The organism is Labrys sp. LIt4 (assembly GCF_017813775.1).
In the GTDB taxonomy this organism is placed as follows: Bacteria; Pseudomonadota; Alphaproteobacteria; order Rhizobiales; family Labraceae; genus Labrys; species Labrys okinawensis_A.
This window is the reverse complement of sequence record NZ_JAGIPY010000003.1, coordinates 1-16406: the sequence shown is the minus strand read 5'-3', so window position 1 is coordinate 16406 and position 16406 is coordinate 1. Positions and strand designations below refer to the sequence as shown.

Below are 16406 nucleotides of genomic sequence, written 5' to 3'. Positions count from 1 at the left end.
TTTGCTGAAAACGCTTCCTTGTTCTAACTCTTTGTATTGATGCGTCTTTGCGATTCCTGGATGTCTGCCAGATCGCAAGATGCTTTGGCGCAGACGAGGGTCTCCATGGCCAAGAAAGTCCTGATCGTGGAAGATAACGAGCTCAACATGAAGCTCTTCCATGATCTGTTGGAAGCCAATGGCTACGACATCGTGGAAACCCGCAGCGGTATCAATGTGATGAACCTGGCGCGGGAGCATCGTCCCGACCTCATCCTGATGGATATCCAGCTGCCGGAGGTTTCCGGCCTGGAGGTGACGCGCTGGCTCAAGGACGACGACGAGCTGAAGTCGATCCCGGTGGTCGCCATCACTGCTTTCGCCATGAAGGGCGACGAGGAACGCATCCGCCAGGGGGGATGCGAGGCCTATCTGTCGAAGCCGATCTCCGTGGCGAAGTTCCTGGAAACGGTGCGGGGCTTCCTGGGAGAGTAGGCGGCCGATCTGGAGATCGACCCACTATCATCGCGCTCCGTTAAGTCAATCGTGGCTGAGGCGCGGGCGCGGCAGATATTGAGACGCTTCCCTGGCGATGAAGTCCAGAGCCTCCTGGGCCGGGGGCAGCAGCACCTTGTCGACCCGGCGCATCACGAACCATTGTCGCGTCACGGGCAGGCCTGCAACGTCCAGCGTCACCAGGCGGCCGTCCTCCAATTCCGTCGCAACGGTATGGGCGGAGAGGAAGGCGATGCCGAGATCGGCGATCACGCTCTGTTTGATCGTTTCGTTCGAGTCGAATTCCATGCCGATATGGGGGGCCAGTTCCGTCTGCTCGAACAGGCGTTCCATCAGCATGCGGGTGCCCGAGCCCGGCTCGCGCGTGAGGAAGGTCTCATGCGACAAATCGACCGCGGCGAGGCCTCTCTCCTTTGCCAGCCAGTGATTGCGCGATGCGATGATGACATGCGGGTTCTGGCCGATCAGGTGTTTCTCGACCTCGATGTCGGGAGGAGGGCGGCCGGTGATGGCGACGTCCAGCTTGTAGTCGCGCAAGGCCTGCATGATTTCAGCGCGATTGCCGATCGACAGTCTCACCTCGATCCGAGGATGCGCGCGCGAGAAAGCCGCGATGATGAAGGGCACGAAATATTTGGCCGTGCTGACGGCCCCGATCGAGACACGCCCGGCGGTCTTGCCCGAAATGATGCCCAACGTGGCTTCGCAATCGGCAATGGCCGCCTCGATGCGGCCGTGCAATTGCAGCATCTCGATGCCGGCGTCGGTGAGGATCATCCCGTCGCCCGTTCGCTGCAACAAAGGCAGATCGGCAAGGTCTTGCAGATTGCGCAACTGCAACGTCACCGCGGGCTGGGTGAGATGCAGGTGCTTGGCGGCCGATGTCACCGAGCCGCTCGAGGCGATTGCGGCCAGGGCGCGCAGTTGCCGACGGGTGATGTCTCGCAGCCGGACAGCCATATAAGGAAAACTTTCGCAAAGGCGAAGAAAACAAAATTTCTATTATTTTATATTTTGGGTCAAGGTCTTCGAAGAATCGGAAAAATAACGATGCCCCGAGCCGGGCGTCATCCGGGGGAAATGCCGATGACCGACAAGCCGTCTCTGGACGCCTATCTCACCCGCCAGGCTGGCAGTGACATGCTCAGAGTCGCGGTGGCCGAAGTCGTCGCCAGCCTCGCCGCGACGGCTATTCATGTGTCGGAAGCGGTGTCGCTCGGCACCCTCGCCGACATCGTCGAGGAGACCCGCGGCTATGCTGTCGGAGGAGACGAACAAAAGGAGGTGGATGTCTGGGCCGACCGCCAGTTCCGGGAAGCGCTGAAAGCTTGCCCGATCGCTGCCTTCGCGTCGGAGGAGGCCGACGAGCTGGAAATCTGGGATGCGAGCCAGCCCCTATGCGTCGCCATCGATCCGGTGGACGGCTCCGGCAATCTCGAGCTCAATATGCCGGCCGGTACGATCTTTTCCATCATGCCCACACCGGATGAGTTCGTGCGGGCTTCGGCGGCCGACCGCACGCTGATCTGGCCGGCCGGCACCAGCCAGCTCGCCGCGGGCTTCGTCATTTATGGTCCGCAGACGACTCTGGTGCTCTCGCTCGGCGAGAGCGTGGATATTTTCACCCTCGACCGCCGCAGAGGCCAGTTCCGGCTGAGCCGGCCCAATGTGCGCCTGCCTGACCGGGACCAGCCGGAATATTCCATCAATGCCTCCAACTACCGGCATTGGGAGGAGCCGGTGCGGGCCTTCATCGACGAATGCCAGGCTGGGGCGGATGGCCCCTCGGGGCGGGATCACAACATGCGCTGGCACGGTGCGCTGGTGGCCGACACGTTCCACGCGCTTACCCGCGGCGGCATCTATCTCTATCCCGCCGATGCCAGGATCGGCTACGGGCAGGGGCGGCTGCGGCTGATCTATGAAGCCTATCCCATGGCTTTCCTGATGGAGAGGGCAGGCGGGGCAGGCTCCAACGGCCGGATCCGCATTCTCGATATCCGGGCGACGTCTCTGCATCAGCGCGTACCGCTGATTCTCGGGGCCTCGAACAAGGTCGCCCATTTGGAAAGGCTGCATAACAGGCCGGGCCTGTGGCCGCCGACCTCGGCGCCCTTGTTCGCCAATCGCGGCCTCTTCCGCGTGTGAGCCGGGGAGTGCCATGTCGATCAAGCATCCGATCATTTCCATTACCGGCTCGTCCGGTGCCGGCACGACCTCGGTCAAACGCACCTTCGAGCAGATCTTCCGCCGGGAGAACATCGAGGCTGCCTATGTCGAGGGCGATTCCTTTCACCGCTACGACAGGGCCGAGATGCGCAGTCGCATGGCCGAGGAGGCGGCCAGGGGCAACAAGCATTTCAGCCATTTCAGCCCGGAGACCAATTTGTTCGCCGAACTGGAGGCGCTGTTCCGCGACTATGGCAATCACGGAACCGGCACCACACGCCACTATGTCCATGACGACGAGGAGGAGATTCTCTACGGCGCACCGCCCGGCACCTTCACGCCCTGGAAGCCGCTGCCGCCCGGCACCGATCTGCTCTTCTATGAAGGGCTGCACGGGGCGGTGGTGACCGACGAGGTCGACGTCGCCAGATATGCCGATCTCAAGATCGGTGTCGTGCCGGTGATCAATCTCGAATGGATCCAGAAGCTGCACCGCGATCGCAGCACGCGGGGCTATTCGACCGAAGCGGTGACCGACACCATCCTGCGGCGCATGCCTGACTATGTGAATTATATCTGCCCTCAATTCACCCACACCGACATCAATTTCCAGCGCGTGCCGACCGTGGATACCTCCAATCCCTTCATCGCGCGCTGGATCCCGACGCCGGATGAATCGATGGTGGTGATCCGTTTTCAGACACCGCGGGGAATCGATTTTCCCTATCTGCTGTCGATGATCCCCAACAGTTTCATGTCGCGGGCCAACTCCATCGTCATCCATGGCTCCAAGCTCGATTTGGCCATGCAACTGATCCTGACGCCGCTGATCCTGCAACTGGTCGACCGCAAGAAACGCGCCGCTTAGCCGTTCGTACGCGAGCTTTTTGTCATCCACGGCCGAGCCACTCGCGAGCGCAGCGAGAGAGCGAGGGGAAGGGGATCCAGGGGCCGACTAGCAGACACAGAGCCTTTCCGTGAACCGCCACCGTCTGCCCTGGGCAGCGGAATGGGAGGACATGCCCGTGAATATCTCGACACCATCAGCCACTTTCGAGACCTCGGTGCCGCATCGCGACATGGCGAATGCCCTGCGCTTCCTGGCCATCGATGCCGTGGAGAAGGCCAAGTCCGGCCATCCCGGCATGCCCATGGGCATGGCCGATGTCGCCACCGTGCTGTTCTCCCGTTTCCTGAAGTTCGACCCATCGGCTCCCGCCTGGCCCGATCGGGACCGCTTCGTGCTCTCGGCAGGGCATGGCTCGATGCTGCTCTATGGTCTCCTGCATCTCACCGGCTACCCCGAACTCACGCTGGAAGAGTTGAAGTCCTTCCGGCAATGGGGCTCCAGGACGCCGGGTCATCCCGAATTTGGTCACACGCAGGGCGTGGAGACCACGACCGGACCGCTCGGGCAGGGATTGGCGACGGCCGTCGGCATGGCGCTGGCCGAACGCCTCGCCAATGCCCGCTTCGGGGACGATCTGGTCGATCACCACACCTATGTCATTGCCGGCGATGGCTGCCTGATGGAGGGGATCAGCCATGAGGCAATCTCGCTGGCCGGTCATCTCAGACTCGGCAAGCTGATCGTACTGTTCGACGACAACGAGATCTCGATCGACGGGGCTACCTCGCTCTCCTGTTCGGACGACCAGCTCGCCCGCTTTGCGGCATCCGGCTGGTCGACGCGCCGGGTCGACGGCCATGACCGCCAGGCGGTGGCGAAGGCGATCGCGGAGGAACGGGCGACGGAGCGGCCTTCGCTCATCGCCTGCCGGACCATCATCGGCTTCGGCGCGCCCAATCGGCAGGGCACCGAAAAGGTGCATGGTGCTCCGCTCGGTGCCGAGGAGACCCAGGCAGCGCGAGAAGTCCTCGACTGGCCGCACGAGCCTTTCGAGATTCCGTCGGAAATCCGCGAGGCGTGGCTGGCCGTGGGAGCCCGCGGCAAGGCCGAGCACGAGGCCTGGCAGCAGAGGCTGCACGATACTGGTGAGCCCGAGAGGCGTGCGTTCGACGATGCTCTCAACGGCCGGGCGAGTGCCGAGCTCAAGCGCGCCTTGGCCGAAATCCGCCAGCGTTTTGCCAGCGATACCCCGCACATCGCCACGCGGCAGGCTTCCCAGCGCGTCATCGATGCGATCGTCGCCGCCCAGCCCAATCTCCTGGGCGGCTCGGCCGACCTCACCCATTCCAACCTGACCCGGGCAAAGGGGCTGCAGCCGGTCCAGGCCGACGATTTCTCCGGCGGCTACATCCATTACGGCGTGCGCGAGCATGGCATGGCCGCAGCCATGAACGGCATCGCCCTGCACGGCGGCTTCATCCCTTTCGGCGGCACCTTCCTGGCCTTTGCCGATTACTCGCGGCCGGCGATCCGGCTGGCGGCTCTGATGGGAGTGCGCGTGATCCATGTGATGACGCATGATTCCATCGGTCTCGGCGAGGATGGCCCGACCCACCAGCCCGTGGAGCATCTGGCAGCGCTTCGCGTCATTCCCAATCTCCTGGTGTTCCGGCCGGCGGACGCGGTCGAGACCGCCGAAGCGTGGGAGTGCGCCCTTGCGGCCGAGAAGCAACCCTCCGTCATCTGCCTGTCGCGCCAGGCCCTGCCGACGCTGCGTTCCGACTGCGGCGTGAACGGGGCCGCGCTCGGCGCCTATGTGCTGGTCGAACCGCCGGGCCCGCGGGAGGTCACCCTTGTCGCCACCGGCTCGGAGGTTTCGGTCGCCGTGGAGGCGGCTGAACTCCTGGCCAAGGAGGGCGTCGGTGCCGCCGTGGTGTCGGCTCCCTGTTTCGAGCTGTTCCGGCGGCAGGGGCCGGTCTATCGCCAGGCGGTACTGGGAACGGCGCCGCGTATCGGCGTGGAGGCGGCGGTCGAGGCGGGTTGGTCCCGCCTGCTCGGGGAGGACGGGGTCTTCATCGGCATGACGGGCTTCGGCGCCTCGGCGCCGGCCGGCGATCTTTACCGGGAGTTCGGCATCACGCCTGCTGCCGTCGCCGAAGTCGCGCGCCGGCTCGTGTCCGGGCGAGCCGAATGAGAGAGGGCGCCATTTCCTGAAAACCAAGGAGGACGAGATGAATGTGAACACACAAACCGTCCGCGGCAAAGATCGCTACCGGTCCGGCGTGATGGAATACAAGAAGATGGGCTATTGGGAGCCCGACTACGAACCCAGGGATACCGACGTCATCGCGCTGTTTCGCGTGACGCCCCAGGACGGCGTCGACCCGATCGAAGCCTCGGCAGCCGTGGCGGGCGAATCCTCCACCGCCACCTGGACGGTGGTGTGGACGGACAGGCTGACAGCGGCGGAAAAGTATCGGGCCAAATGCTACCGGGTCGACCCGGTGCCGAACGCGCCCGGGCAATACTTCGCCTACATCGCCTATGACCTCGATTTGTTCGAGCCGGGTTCGATCGCCAATCTCTCGGCTTCGATCATCGGCAATGTCTTCGGCTTCAAGCCGCTGAAGGCGCTGCGCCTGGAGGACATGCGCTTTCCCGTCGCCTATGTGAAGACGTTCCAGGGGCCCGCCACCGGCATCGTGGTGGAGCGCGAGCGGCTTGACAAGTTCGGCCGTCCGCTGCTCGGGGCCACGGTGAAGCCCAAGCTCGGCCTGTCCGGCCGCAACTATGGCCGCGTCGTCTACGAGGCGCTGAAGGGCGGGCTCGATTTCACCAAGGACGACGAGAACATCAACTCGCAGCCCTTCATGCATTGGCGCGAGCGCTTCCTCTATTGCATGGAGGCCGTGAACAAGGCGCAGGCCGCGTCCGGCGAGATCAAGGGGACCTATCTCAACGTCACGGCCGGCACGATGGAGCAGATGTATGAGCGTGCCGACTTTGCCCGGGAGATCGGCTCCAACATCGTGATGATCGATCTGGTGATCGGCTATACCGCGATCCAGTCGATGGCGGCCTGGGCACGCCGCAACGACATGATCCTGCATCTGCACCGGGCCGGCCACAGCACCTATACGCGCCAGAAGAGCCACGGCGTGTCGTTCCGGGTCATCGCCAAATGGATGCGGCTGGCCGGTGTCGACCACATCCATGCCGGCACCGTGGTCGGCAAGCTGGAAGGCGATCCCAACACCACGCGCGGCTATTACGACATCTGCCGCGAGGACTTCAATCCGACCAACCTCGAGCATGGAGTCTTCTTCGACCAGCATTGGGCCAGCCTCAACAAGCTGATGCCGGTGGCCTCCGGCGGCATCCATGCCGGCCAGATGCACCAGCTCCTGCATCTGCTCGGCGAGGACGTGGTGCTGCAATTCGGTGGCGGCACCATCGGCCATCCGCAGGGGATCGCTGCCGGCGCCACGGCCAACCGCGTGGCGCTGGAAGCCATGATCCTCGCCCGCAACGAAGGGCGCGACTACCTGCATGAGGGCCCGGAAATCCTGGCCAAGGCGGCCAACAGCTGCACCCCGCTCAAGCAGGCGCTCGAGGTGTGGAAAGACGTCACCTTCAACTACGAATCCACGGACACGCCGGACTTCGTGCCCAGCGTCGCCGTCACCGCCTGAAAGGAGATCGTTACCCATTCCAAGCACTCGATACCCTCCGCTCGATGGGGGCCGGGGCGGGGTGGGAACCATGACGGTTGAGAAGGTCACCCCACCCCGACGCTGCGCGTCGACCCTCCCCATCGAGGGGAGGGTAAAGGGCAAGTCATCACAAGAGGAGAAAGACAATGCGTATCACACAAGGGTGTTTTTCCTTCCTGCCCGATCTCACCGACGAGCAGATCAGCCGGCAGGTGCAGTACTGCCTGGAGAAGGGCTGGGCCGTAAACATCGAGTTCACCGACGACCCCCATCCCCGCAACACCTATTGGGAGATGTGGGGGCTGCCGATGTTCGACCTGCGCGATGCGGCGGGGGTGATGATGGAACTCGCCGAATGCCGGCGCGTCTATGGCGATCGCTATATCCGCATCTCCGGCTTCGATTCCGGCCATGGCTGGGAGTCGCTGCGCATCTCCTTCATCGTCAATCGCCCGAAGGACGAGCCCGGGTTCCGCCTCGAACGCCAGGAAAGCGTGGGACGCAACATCCGCTACGCTACCCACAGCTATGCCGCGGACCGGCCGGAAGGCCAGCGTTACGGAACTTAGGATTTGTCGGAAAATAAGCGGATCGAATTGGCTCGACCTTTGTCATTGCCGGGCTCGACCCGGCAATCCAGCCGCCCCCCAGGCTCCAAGGCCGATGGATGCCCGGGGCAGGCCCGGGCATGACAAAGGCGCGCTTCGGTTATTTCCCGACGCTTCCTAAGCGCTCACTGGCGTTACGGCTGAGGTGTCCCAGTCCGGTTGGTGACGGCAGTTCCTCCCGTCCCTGACGACCAACCGGACAACTTGCTCCGCCGCCGGCCGGGCGGCGGAGCCTTTCGCGAGGACCACGATGCTCGATGCAAACACTGTTAAAGAGGCCGGCGAGGCGGGGACACCGGTAGCGCAGGCCATCGACCTCAGGCAGGAATTCGAGGCGGTCGGCATTGCCGATGTCTTCGCCCAGCTCGACCGTGAACTGGTCGGTCTCAAGCCGGTGAAGACGCGCATCCGTGAGATCGCCTCGCTCCTCATGGTCGAGCGCATCCGGCAGAAGATCGGGCTGGCGAACGATCCGCCGACCCTTCACATGTCCTTCACCGGCAACCCCGGTACCGGCAAGACCACGGTGGCCCTGCGCATGGCCGACATCCTGCATCGCCTCGGCTTCGTCAGGCGCGGACATCTGGTGTCGGTGACGCGGGACGATCTCGTCGGTCAATATATCGGCCACACCGCGCCGAAGACCAAGGAGATCCTCAAAAAGGCGATGGGCGGCGTATTGTTCATCGACGAGGCCTATTATCTCTACCGTCCCGAGAACGAGCGCGACTATGGCCAGGAATCCATCGAGATCCTGCTGCAGGTGATGGAGACGCAGCGCGACGACCTGGTGGTGATACTGGCCGGTTACGAAGATCGCATGCAGAAGTTCTTCGCCAGCAATCCCGGTTTCCGCTCGCGGGTCGCCCATCACATCGATTTTCCCGATTATGAGGACGCCGAACTGCTGTCGATTGCCGAGCTGATGCTGGAGGAGCGCAATTACCGCTTCGATGCCGAGGCGCGGGCGGCGTTCATCCGCTATATCGAGCTGCGCAAGACCCAGCCCTTGTTCTCCAACGCCCGCTCCATCCGCAACGCTCTCGACCGTATCCGCCTGCGCCAGGCAAGCCGGTTGGTCGGTGACCTCGACCGGCGACTGACGGCGGATGACATCATGACTATCGAGGTGGCCGATGTGCTGGCGAGCCGCGTCTTCGCTAAGGGCGCGCAGCCCGATGGAGGGAAGGCCTGACCAGGAGCGTGGAAGGCGGTGTGTCGGCGGGTGCCGCTGGATCGTTCCGGAGGGAGTCAGTCGAAAATGGTCTCGATTTCGGGCCGTCTCGGCGTGGTGACGAATGCGGCTTGCAGGAGGAGCACGATCACGCCGAGCGCCGCGGAGGCGTAGGAGATGTCACGCCAGCTGTAAAACGCGGTAATGTAGCCTGCCACACCGGGGCCGGTTGCCGTGCCCAGGAAATAAACGGCAAGCAGCACGCCTATGACATCGCCTCGCCACTGCCGGCGTGCATTGTCGGCCGCAAAAGCGAGGCTGACGGAAAGGAGGCAGCCTGTCGCTGCTCCCTGAAGCAGGCGTCCGATGGCCCAGACGGAAAAATCGGGGGCAATTCCCCCAAAGACTGCGCCGATGATGAAGACGGCGGTGGCGACCAGCAGCAGCGGCTTGTCGCCGAGCACCGCGCGCAGGCGCGCGCCAAGTGCGAGCAATACGATAAGAGCCAGGAAAACGCCGGAGGTGACGGCGCCTATGAGCGCGTAGGAGAGCGCGAACTCCTGAAAAACGGCCGAGAGGCTGATCGACGCGGCTCCGGAACCGAAGCCGATGACCAGAAGGGTGCAGCCGAGGATGAAGAACTGCAGGCCGCGCGAGGGCCCTCGGGTTTCGCCGGACATCGACATCTGCAGCCCCCCACGCATCTTCCAAAAACAAAAGGGCGCCCGAAAGGCGCCCTTGATTCCGATCCGGAAACCGATCTTACTTGATCTTGGTTTCCTTGAACTCGACGTGCTTGCGCGCGACGGGGTCATACTTCTTCATCGCGAGCTTTTCGGTCTTGGTGCGGGTGTTCTTCTTGGTGACATAGAAGTAGCCCGTGTCTGCGGTCGAAAGCAGCTTGATCTTGATGGTTGCGGCCTTGGCCATGGTGATGCTCCGAATATTGCTACCGGACCGTATCGGCTAAGGCAGCAAAGCCGCGCAATGGCGCGGCCCTTTTGAATCTTGGCGCACACTACTCATGGAAGCGCTGAAGTCAACCAAAAGAAGAGCGTGCCGGCGGGAATTGTGCGCTCATGCCGGCCATTCCGACTCTTTTAGATCTCCTCCCGGCTCCGCACGCCCCGCTGCTCGCGATAGAAGGGCACGGGAACATCCTTCTCCAGGCCAATTTCCAGTCTCTTGGCCACTTCCTCGAGGATGGTGCGGGTGATCCAGACCAGATCTTGCGCCCGGGCCTCGTCGAAGGAGAGCCATTTCGTTTCGATCAGTTCCGAGTCGGGACCGACGACCCCGTCGGTCTGGTGTGCGATGGAACGCGCATCGGCCACGAAGAAGCGGGTGTCGAATCGGCGCTTCATGGCGGGAGGCGTGATGGCTCTGGCGACGAAATGCAGGCCTTCGGGCGATGGAAAGACCTCGTGCTCGGCGAAGGCCCGCCAATGAGGGCTACTGGTCGGCGGAGCCCCGAGCCCGGTCTCGCCGAGCAGGATGCCGGTTTCCTCGAAGGTTTCCCGGATCGCGCACAGGGCCAGCGCCCTGGCCTTGGCCGGAGAGGGCCTGATGACGCGCGTAAGCAAGCTGCGTTCGGTATGGGCGGCCAGCGCGCCATAGGCGCTCATGCTGCGATCGGCCGCCTCGACACGCCCGCCGGGAAACACCATCACGCCGGGCATGAAGGCATGGCCGGAATGCCGTCTGCCCATCAGGATGCGCGGCGTCTTGCCGGCGCGGTCGAGCAGGATCAACGACGCGGAGTCGCGGGGGCGTACGGGGCGGGGTTTCAGTTGCGAGACGGGTATGTCGGTCATGGCTCAGTAAGGAGAAAACGAGTCGGGATCGGCCTTGCCGGAGAAGCCATGCATGCGGTTTGCCCATTGCAGCCCGATGATGGCGCCCTTGATCATCGGGAGCAGGACCAGCGACAATACCACCGTGAGCGTTCCGAAAATCACGCCGAGCGACCAGAGCGGCATCTCCGTCTCGATCACGCAGGTGAGGATGCCGGCGACTACGACATGGCCGACGATCAGCATGGTGAAATAGGGTGGAGCGTCGTCGGCGCGATGATGCGACAGATCCTCTCCGCAGACACTGCAGCGGGGAGCGACCTTGAGGTAGGAGGTGAAGATCTTGCCCTTGCCGCAATGGGGGCAGCGCCCGAAAGCACCCCGCCGCATGGCGAGCGCCGCGTCGCGCTGCTCGGGCCGATATTCTTTCATCGCCGACTTCCCTTCCCGGCGCGCTTGCCTTTGAGCGCCTTGGCCTTGCGCTTGGCTGCATTGCCCTTGCGATCGGTGATGCGCGGCCGCTTGACCACGCCGACCTTCCGCCCGGGCGCCCGCCGCCTCTGACCGTCCGAGACGATCTCGAAGCGCAGCGCACCGGCGAACGGCGCCGCCTCCACCAGCTTCACCGATACCGTATCGCCGAGCTGGAAGGATTCACCTGTGGCTGCACCGATAAGCTGATGCGCGTTTTCTTCGAAGCGATAATAGTCGTGGCCGATCGTCGCGGCGGGTACGAAGCCGTCGGCCCCGGTTTCGAGCAGCTTGACGAACAGGCCCGACTTGATCACGCCGGAGACGCGCCCCTGGAAGATCTCGCCGACATGGTCGGCGAGGAAATGGGCGATCAGGCGGTCGATGGTCTCGCGCTCGGCCGTCATGGCGCGCCGCTCGCAGGCCGAGATCCGGCCAGCAATCTCGGAGAGCATCGCAGGCGTCATCTCTGCCGGCAGGCCGTCATCGCCCAGATGCAGGGCGCGGATCAGGGCGCGATGGACGATCAGGTCCGAATAACGGCGGATGGGTGAAGTGAAATGCGCATAGCGCCGCAGATTGAGGCCGAAATGCCCGATATTCTCCGCCGAATATTCGGCCTGACTCTGCGAGCGCAGCACCACGTCATTGACGAGATGGGCGTTGTCGGTGCCCACGACCCTTTCCAGAATGGCGTTGAACTGGCTCGGACGCAGGGCCCCCTGCTTGGAAAGTGGGATGTCGAGCGTGTGGAGGAACTCGCGCAGGGCGATGATCTTCTCCATCGAGGGCTCGTCATGCACGCGGTAGACCAGCGGCGTCTTCTTGGCTTCCAGCGTCTCGGCGGCCGCGACATTGGCGAGGATCATGAACTCCTCGATCAGCCGGTGGGCGTCGAGACGTTCGGGAACGACCACCCGGTCGACCATGCCATTGGGCTTCAAGAGGATCTTGCGCTCCGGCAGATCGAGGTCGAGCGGCCCGCGGCCCTCGCGCTCCGTCTTCAGGCAGGCATAGGCGGCCCAAAGAGGCTGGAGGACGGGAGCAAGCAGCGGGCCCGTCACCTCATCGGGATCGCCGTTGATGGCGCGTTGGGCCTGCTGGTAGGAGAGCTTGGCGGCCGAGCGCATCATCACGCGATGAAAGCTGTGACGAAGCTTGCGGCCATCAGCCGCGATGACCATGCGCACGGCGAGCGCTGGCCTGTCCTCGTTGGCTCGCAGCGAGCACAGATCGTTGGAGATGCGCTCCGGCAGCATCGGCACGACGCGATCGGGGAAATACACCGAATTGCCCCGGATCAGGGCTTCGCGGTCGAGGGGCGAGTCCGGCCTGACATAGGCCGCGACATCGGCGATCGCCACGGTGAGAATGTGTCCGCCCGGATTGGCCGGATCGGAATCCGGTTCGGCATGAACGGCATCGTCATGATCCTTGGCATCTGCCGGATCGATGGTGATCAGCGGCAGGCGCCGCCAATCCTCGCGGCCGGACAAGGTGGCGGGCTTGGCAGCCTCGGCCTCCTCAAGTGTGTCCTTGCGGAAGACATAGGGAATGTCATGCGCATGGATGGCGATCAGGCTGATCGCCTTTTCGCTGCCGACCTTGCCGACCCGTTCGACGATGCGCGCCATGGGCGGGCCATGGCGGGCGCCGCGCAAAGGTTCGATGGCGACGAGTTCGCCGTCCTCGGCCTTGGCGGCATCCTCGGGACGGACCAGCATTTCGCGTCCGGCATTGCGTTTTTCGATCGGCACGATCTGGCCGTCGCCATTGGGAAGGCGGCGGAAGACGCCGAGAATACGCTGGCGCAGCCGCTCCAGCACCTTGATCACCCGTCCGGTCGGCTGATGATCCGAGCCGCCATCGGCCATGCGAAGGAGAACCCTCGAGCCGACGCCCGGGGCCGCGCCGCCGAAGCGCTTGGGAATGGTCACCACGATGCGCGGCGGCTTGCCATTGTCCTCGTTCCAGTCCGAAGGGATGGCGACGAGCTCACCGTCGCGGTCGCGGCCGGTGATGTCGGCAACGAGGGAGGAGGGCAGGGCGCCGGGCGCATTGAAGCCCTTGCGGTTGCGCTGCACGATGCCTTCGTCGGCAAATTCGTTGAGCAGATGTTTGAGGGCGATCTTCTCGGCGCCGCCCAGGCCGAATTCACGGGCGATCTCGCGTTTGCCGGCCCGGCCATGCGAGCGCGCGATGAAAGCGAGAATGTCTTCACGGCTGGGCAGGGCGGGGTCCAATGCCTCGGCTTGTTTGTTTTTACGAACCACAGAAATTATTCCGAATTGGCGTTGGCGGCCCGGCATGCCCAAGGAAAGAGGGCAGTGGATCCGGTAGCATCATAGACCAACGCATAGGGTATTTGTCGAAGCCAATCGTGGACATTGCGGATTTCCGCGACGTCCTGCGCGATCGGCAGCTTTGTCTGTCGAAGGAAGAGATTGTCGAAGCGCTCTGCGCGGCGATCCCAACGGATCCCACAGCGCGGCAGAGCCATGTCTGGCAAAACGCGGAACGGCAGGAAACTCGACGTGCCGGGACAGACTGTCCAAAATCCTCATACAATCCGCCGGCACAGGCGGACAGAGGGACGGTTCGACTGAACCAGACAGTCGCCATATAGGCATCGAAGAGCAGCTTGTCAACAGAAATGCTGCGATGCAGCATTTCTGTTGGGAGGGACCATGATGTACCGATCTCCAGATCGGCATTCTTAAAGACAATCCCTATTGCCGAAGAAGATGCCGACGGAGATCGGTATATCAGTGCTGCATGCATTGCTGCGGAATTGGCGCGTTGACCCTTCAAGGGCCGGTGCTATCGTTCCGGTTTTACTGCGGGTCCAAACTGGGAGCATGGCATGCGGGGTGGTTTGATCGGACTTTGTTTCACGTCGGCGCTCGTCGCGGCTTCGGCGGCAGTCACAACGGCTGCGGCTGAGGAGAGCGCCAAGCCCGACGACAATCTCAATGCCGTGCTCTGGGACCAGACCGCCGTCGAGGCCAGGGGCAATGCGCTGGCGGCCTTCGCTTTGGCTCGGATCCGTCTCGATCAGGCCCTGGCCGATCCGAGCTGGACGGCGGCTCCTGCCGAACAGACCGGTGATTTCAAGAATTTTCCGCCGGCCATCGTCCTCGATGTCGACGATACGCTGCTGAACACCTCGAACTACCAGGCCTGGAACGTCAAGGCGGGCACGCGCTTCACCCCGGAGACCTGGACCCAATATGTCAAGGCGCAGATCGATACGCCGATCGCCGGCGCCGTGGAGTTCACCCAATATGCCGCCTCCAAGGGCGTGAAGGTCTTCTATGTCACCAACCGCACCAAGGAAGAGGAAGAGCCGACCGTGCAGTTGATGACCAAGCTGGGCTTCCCGACCGGCGGCAATGTCGACACCTTCCTTAGCGCCAAGGAACAGCCGGACTGGAAGTCGGCCAAGGGCACGCGGCGGGCGGTGATTGCCAAGGATTATCGCATCCTGCTGCTGGTCGGCGATAATTTCGGCGATTTCACCGACGCCTATAAGGGCACGCCCGAGGAGCGCGAGAAGGTGTTCGCCGAAAATGCCGCGCGCTGGGGCCATGATTGGATCGTGATCGCCAACCCGACCTATGGCTCCTTCGAATCGGCTCCCTACAAGGGCGACTACAAGCTTTCCGTCGAGGAGCAGCGCAAACTCAAGCTCGAGGCGCTGAAGAGCTGGGATGGCAAATGAGGTCTCCAGACCGGACGGCACCAGGCCGCTGACGGTCTGGTACAATACCAAATGTCCGGTGTGTGACGCCGGCATCCGTCATCAGAAGAGCCGTTTGATCGAAGCGGTCAAGGCTGGACGCATCGAGTTCCTCGACATCAATCTGGAACCGGACGCCCTCGCGCACTTCGGCGCCGGCCTCGACGATGTCAGGCGCCGCCTGCATGCAACAGACGAGGACGGCCGTTTGCTGGTCGGGGCTGATGTCGCCCTGGCCGTCTGGCGGCGCACGCCGGGACAGGCCTGGATCGCCACTTTGCTCGGCGCTCCGGGCATCGTCGTACTGACCCGCTTTGCCTATGACCGCTTCGCCGACCTGCTCTTCGCCTGGAACAAGCGCAACGGACGATGGTAGCGGATTGATTGCTTCACGGCAGCGGCACTGGAATGGCGAGATGGCGCCGGTCGGGCTCTTCCCAGCTGTGAGGCCAATAGCTGACCAACGCCACCAGCCGCGGCTTGGCATTGGCCGGCCTGTAGACGAAGAGCGCGTTTAGGCCGTTGGATTGCGAGCAACCGCGCTCATGCCCGGCAGCCTCGTCGACATAGACGATCACATTGTCCCTGTTGTTCTCGGGCAGGGTGCGCACCAGTGAGAAGCTCTTGAGTTTGTCGCGCCCCCGAGCCGCGCAGGTCGCATCGGTGATCGTGCGGGGCAAAACGTCCACGGTGACGTCGCCGCCGGGAACCGCATCCCCGATGCTGAGATTGGTCACCTCGGCGGCCATTGTGGCATAGGCCTGATCGGGCGTCGGTGGATCGAACAGACGTGCGCCCTCATACACGACCTGCCTGGTCGGCTTCTCGTCGATGCCGAGCCGGGCCAGCAGGGGCTCGGCTTGGCGGCGCGCCTCGGCCCGAGCCGCATGCTCGGGGCCTTCCTTGTCATGCTCGACGGTAAAGGGCGCGCCGGGCACGGTTTTGCCGGTGTCGAGATCGATCACGAAAATCGTGCTGTAAGGATGGATCGAGGCGTCACGGGTGCCGTATTCCTCGAAGGCGAAATAGCGCCCGTCCTTGGAAAAGCCAATAATATCGGGTGTTGCGGCGTCACCGGCGAGGGCTGGCAAGGCAGCGAGATTGCAAGACAAAAGGGCGCTGAAGAGCCTCACAGCGTGACGAACCATAGCCCCACCTCCAGCTTACTTGCCTCAGGCAAGCTAGAGTTGTTGGCGAGCAGAGGAAAGTGCCGGCCGGAACAGGATGGCGCTCCGCATGGCGAATTCCGGGTGCACGGGCATCTTGCCCGTTCCTGGAAACGCGGCATTCGCAGAATAGGAAGAACGGGCAGGATGCCCGTGCACCCTGTGTAGTTGGAATGTGTCAGGATGGGTGCGGGCGAGAGACCGTGTGCACCCCGGCCCGTTAAGGCC

General features: G+C 63.3%; 16 protein-coding genes. 9 read left to right on the top strand and 7 right to left on the bottom strand.

Annotated features, from left to right (window positions below; genetic code table 11):
• Window positions 1–105: 105 nt before the first annotated feature.
• A complete protein-coding gene (locus J8I29_RS05985) occupies window positions 106–474 on the top strand; it encodes a response regulator (RefSeq protein WP_068297025.1) in 369 nt (122 codons plus the stop codon).
• Window positions 475–519: 45 nt separating this feature from the next.
• Here the strand turns inward: J8I29_RS05985 and J8I29_RS05980 are convergent, their stop codons facing one another.
• The gene (locus tag J8I29_RS05980; RefSeq protein WP_105864573.1) at window positions 520–1455 is read right to left on the bottom strand and encodes a LysR family transcriptional regulator; all 936 of its coding nucleotides are present in this window, start codon (window positions 1453–1455) and stop codon (window positions 520–522) included.
• A gap of 126 nt (window positions 1456–1581) precedes the next feature.
• Here J8I29_RS05980 and J8I29_RS05975 point away from each other — a divergent pair, with 126 nt between their 5' ends.
• The 6 genes from J8I29_RS05975 to cbbX all read left to right on the top strand — a co-directional run bounded on the left by J8I29_RS05975 (window position 1582) and on the right by cbbX (window position 9030).
• Window positions 1582–2643: a class 1 fructose-bisphosphatase gene (locus J8I29_RS05975; RefSeq protein ID WP_209430965.1), complete on the top strand. Its 1062-nt coding sequence runs from the start codon at window positions 1582–1584 to the stop codon at window positions 2641–2643.
• Between the two features lie 13 nt (window positions 2644–2656).
• Entirely contained in the window at window positions 2657–3532 is an 876-nt protein-coding gene (locus J8I29_RS05970) for a phosphoribulokinase (protein ID WP_209430964.1), read from the top strand.
• Between the two features lie 151 nt (window positions 3533–3683).
• Entirely contained in the window at window positions 3684–5708 is a 2025-nt protein-coding gene (gene tkt / locus J8I29_RS05965; protein ID WP_209430963.1) for a transketolase, read from the top strand.
• Between the two features lie 37 nt (window positions 5709–5745).
• Window positions 5746–7206: a form I ribulose bisphosphate carboxylase large subunit gene (locus tag J8I29_RS05960; RefSeq protein ID WP_209430962.1), complete on the top strand. Its 1461-nt coding sequence runs from the start codon at window positions 5746–5748 to the stop codon at window positions 7204–7206.
• A gap of 167 nt (window positions 7207–7373) precedes the next feature.
• Window positions 7374–7796: a ribulose bisphosphate carboxylase small subunit gene (locus J8I29_RS05955; protein ID WP_209430961.1), complete on the top strand. Its 423-nt coding sequence runs from the start codon at window positions 7374–7376 to the stop codon at window positions 7794–7796.
• Window positions 7797–8085: 289 nt separating this feature from the next.
• Window positions 8086–9030, top strand: a complete 945-nt coding sequence (gene cbbX, locus J8I29_RS05950; protein ID WP_209430960.1) for a CbbX protein — start codon at window positions 8086–8088, stop codon at window positions 9028–9030.
• A 56-nt stretch (window positions 9031–9086) separates the two neighbouring features.
• Here the strand turns inward: cbbX and J8I29_RS05945 are convergent, their stop codons facing one another.
• The 5 genes from J8I29_RS05945 to rnr all read right to left on the bottom strand — a co-directional run bounded on the left by J8I29_RS05945 (window position 9087) and on the right by rnr (window position 13546).
• Complete coding sequence (locus J8I29_RS05945) at window positions 9087–9824, bottom strand: MFS transporter (RefSeq protein ID WP_209430959.1); 738 nt, start codon at window positions 9822–9824, stop codon at window positions 9087–9089.
• Window positions 9772–9939, bottom strand: coding sequence for a 50S ribosomal protein L33 (rpmG, locus tag J8I29_RS05940; RefSeq protein WP_068297055.1), 168 nt, complete (start codon window positions 9937–9939; stop codon window positions 9772–9774). The genes J8I29_RS05945 and rpmG overlap by 53 nt, the downstream gene beginning before the upstream one ends.
• A gap of 170 nt (window positions 9940–10109) precedes the next feature.
• Window positions 10110–10823 carry an NUDIX domain-containing protein gene (locus J8I29_RS05935; RefSeq protein WP_105864565.1) on the bottom strand — a complete coding sequence of 238 codons (714 nt, stop codon included), beginning with the start codon at window positions 10821–10823 and terminating at the stop codon, window positions 10110–10112.
• A gap of 3 nt (window positions 10824–10826) precedes the next feature.
• Complete coding sequence (locus J8I29_RS05930; RefSeq protein ID WP_209430958.1) at window positions 10827–11234, bottom strand: DUF983 domain-containing protein; 408 nt, start codon at window positions 11232–11234, stop codon at window positions 10827–10829.
• Window positions 11231–13546, bottom strand: coding sequence for a ribonuclease R (rnr, locus tag J8I29_RS05925; RefSeq protein WP_348535985.1), 2316 nt, complete (start codon window positions 13544–13546; stop codon window positions 11231–11233). Before rnr ends, J8I29_RS05930 begins: the two co-directional genes overlap by 4 nt.
• Before the next feature lie 590 nt (window positions 13547–14136).
• Here rnr and J8I29_RS05920 point away from each other — a divergent pair.
• Complete coding sequence (locus tag J8I29_RS05920; RefSeq protein WP_209430956.1) at window positions 14137–14994, top strand: HAD family acid phosphatase; 858 nt, start codon at window positions 14137–14139, stop codon at window positions 14992–14994.
• On the top strand, window positions 14984–15388 hold the full coding sequence (locus J8I29_RS05915) for a DCC1-like thiol-disulfide oxidoreductase family protein (protein ID WP_209430955.1): 405 nt from the start codon (window positions 14984–14986) through the stop codon (window positions 15386–15388). Before J8I29_RS05920 ends, J8I29_RS05915 begins: the two co-directional genes overlap by 11 nt.
• 13 nt (window positions 15389–15401) lie before the next feature.
• Here the strand turns inward: J8I29_RS05915 and J8I29_RS05910 are convergent, their stop codons facing one another.
• On the bottom strand, window positions 15402–16160 hold the full coding sequence (locus J8I29_RS05910) for a DUF2259 domain-containing protein (protein ID WP_209430954.1): 759 nt from the start codon (window positions 16158–16160) through the stop codon (window positions 15402–15404).
• Window positions 16161–16406: the final 246 nt, after the last annotated feature.

What these genes read in the sequence shown, in the direction of transcription:
- J8I29_RS05985 (WP_068297025.1), top strand. Translation starts at nt 106, where the DNA reads ATGGCCAAGAAAGTCCTGATCGTGGAAGATAACGAGCTCAACATGAAG.
- J8I29_RS05980 (WP_105864573.1), bottom strand. Translation starts at nt 1,455, where the DNA reads ATGGCTGTCCGGCTGCGAGACATCACCCGTCGGCAACTGCGCGCCCTG.
- J8I29_RS05975 (WP_209430965.1), top strand. Translation starts at nt 1,582, where the DNA reads ATGACCGACAAGCCGTCTCTGGACGCCTATCTCACCCGCCAGGCTGGC.
- J8I29_RS05970 (WP_209430964.1), top strand. Translation starts at nt 2,657, where the DNA reads ATGTCGATCAAGCATCCGATCATTTCCATTACCGGCTCGTCCGGTGCC.
- tkt (WP_209430963.1), top strand. Translation starts at nt 3,684, where the DNA reads ATGCCCGTGAATATCTCGACACCATCAGCCACTTTCGAGACCTCGGTG.
- J8I29_RS05960 (WP_209430962.1), top strand. Translation starts at nt 5,746, where the DNA reads ATGAATGTGAACACACAAACCGTCCGCGGCAAAGATCGCTACCGGTCC.
- J8I29_RS05955 (WP_209430961.1), top strand. Translation starts at nt 7,374, where the DNA reads ATGCGTATCACACAAGGGTGTTTTTCCTTCCTGCCCGATCTCACCGAC.
- cbbX (WP_209430960.1), top strand. Translation starts at nt 8,086, where the DNA reads ATGCTCGATGCAAACACTGTTAAAGAGGCCGGCGAGGCGGGGACACCG.
- J8I29_RS05945 (WP_209430959.1), bottom strand. Translation starts at nt 9,824, where the DNA reads ATGACCCCGTCGCGCGCAAGCACGTCGAGTTCAAGGAAACCAAGATCA.
- rpmG (WP_068297055.1), bottom strand. Translation starts at nt 9,939, where the DNA reads ATGGCCAAGGCCGCAACCATCAAGATCAAGCTGCTTTCGACCGCAGAC.
- J8I29_RS05935 (WP_105864565.1), bottom strand. Translation starts at nt 10,823, where the DNA reads ATGACCGACATACCCGTCTCGCAACTGAAACCCCGCCCCGTACGCCCC.
- J8I29_RS05930 (WP_209430958.1), bottom strand. Translation starts at nt 11,234, where the DNA reads ATGAAAGAATATCGGCCCGAGCAGCGCGACGCGGCGCTCGCCATGCGG.
- J8I29_RS05920 (WP_209430956.1), top strand. Translation starts at nt 14,137, where the DNA reads ATGCGGGGTGGTTTGATCGGACTTTGTTTCACGTCGGCGCTCGTCGCG.
- J8I29_RS05915 (WP_209430955.1), top strand. Translation starts at nt 14,984, where the DNA reads ATGGCAAATGAGGTCTCCAGACCGGACGGCACCAGGCCGCTGACGGTC.
- J8I29_RS05910 (WP_209430954.1), bottom strand. Translation starts at nt 16,160, where the DNA reads ATGGTTCGTCACGCTGTGAGGCTCTTCAGCGCCCTTTTGTCTTGCAAT.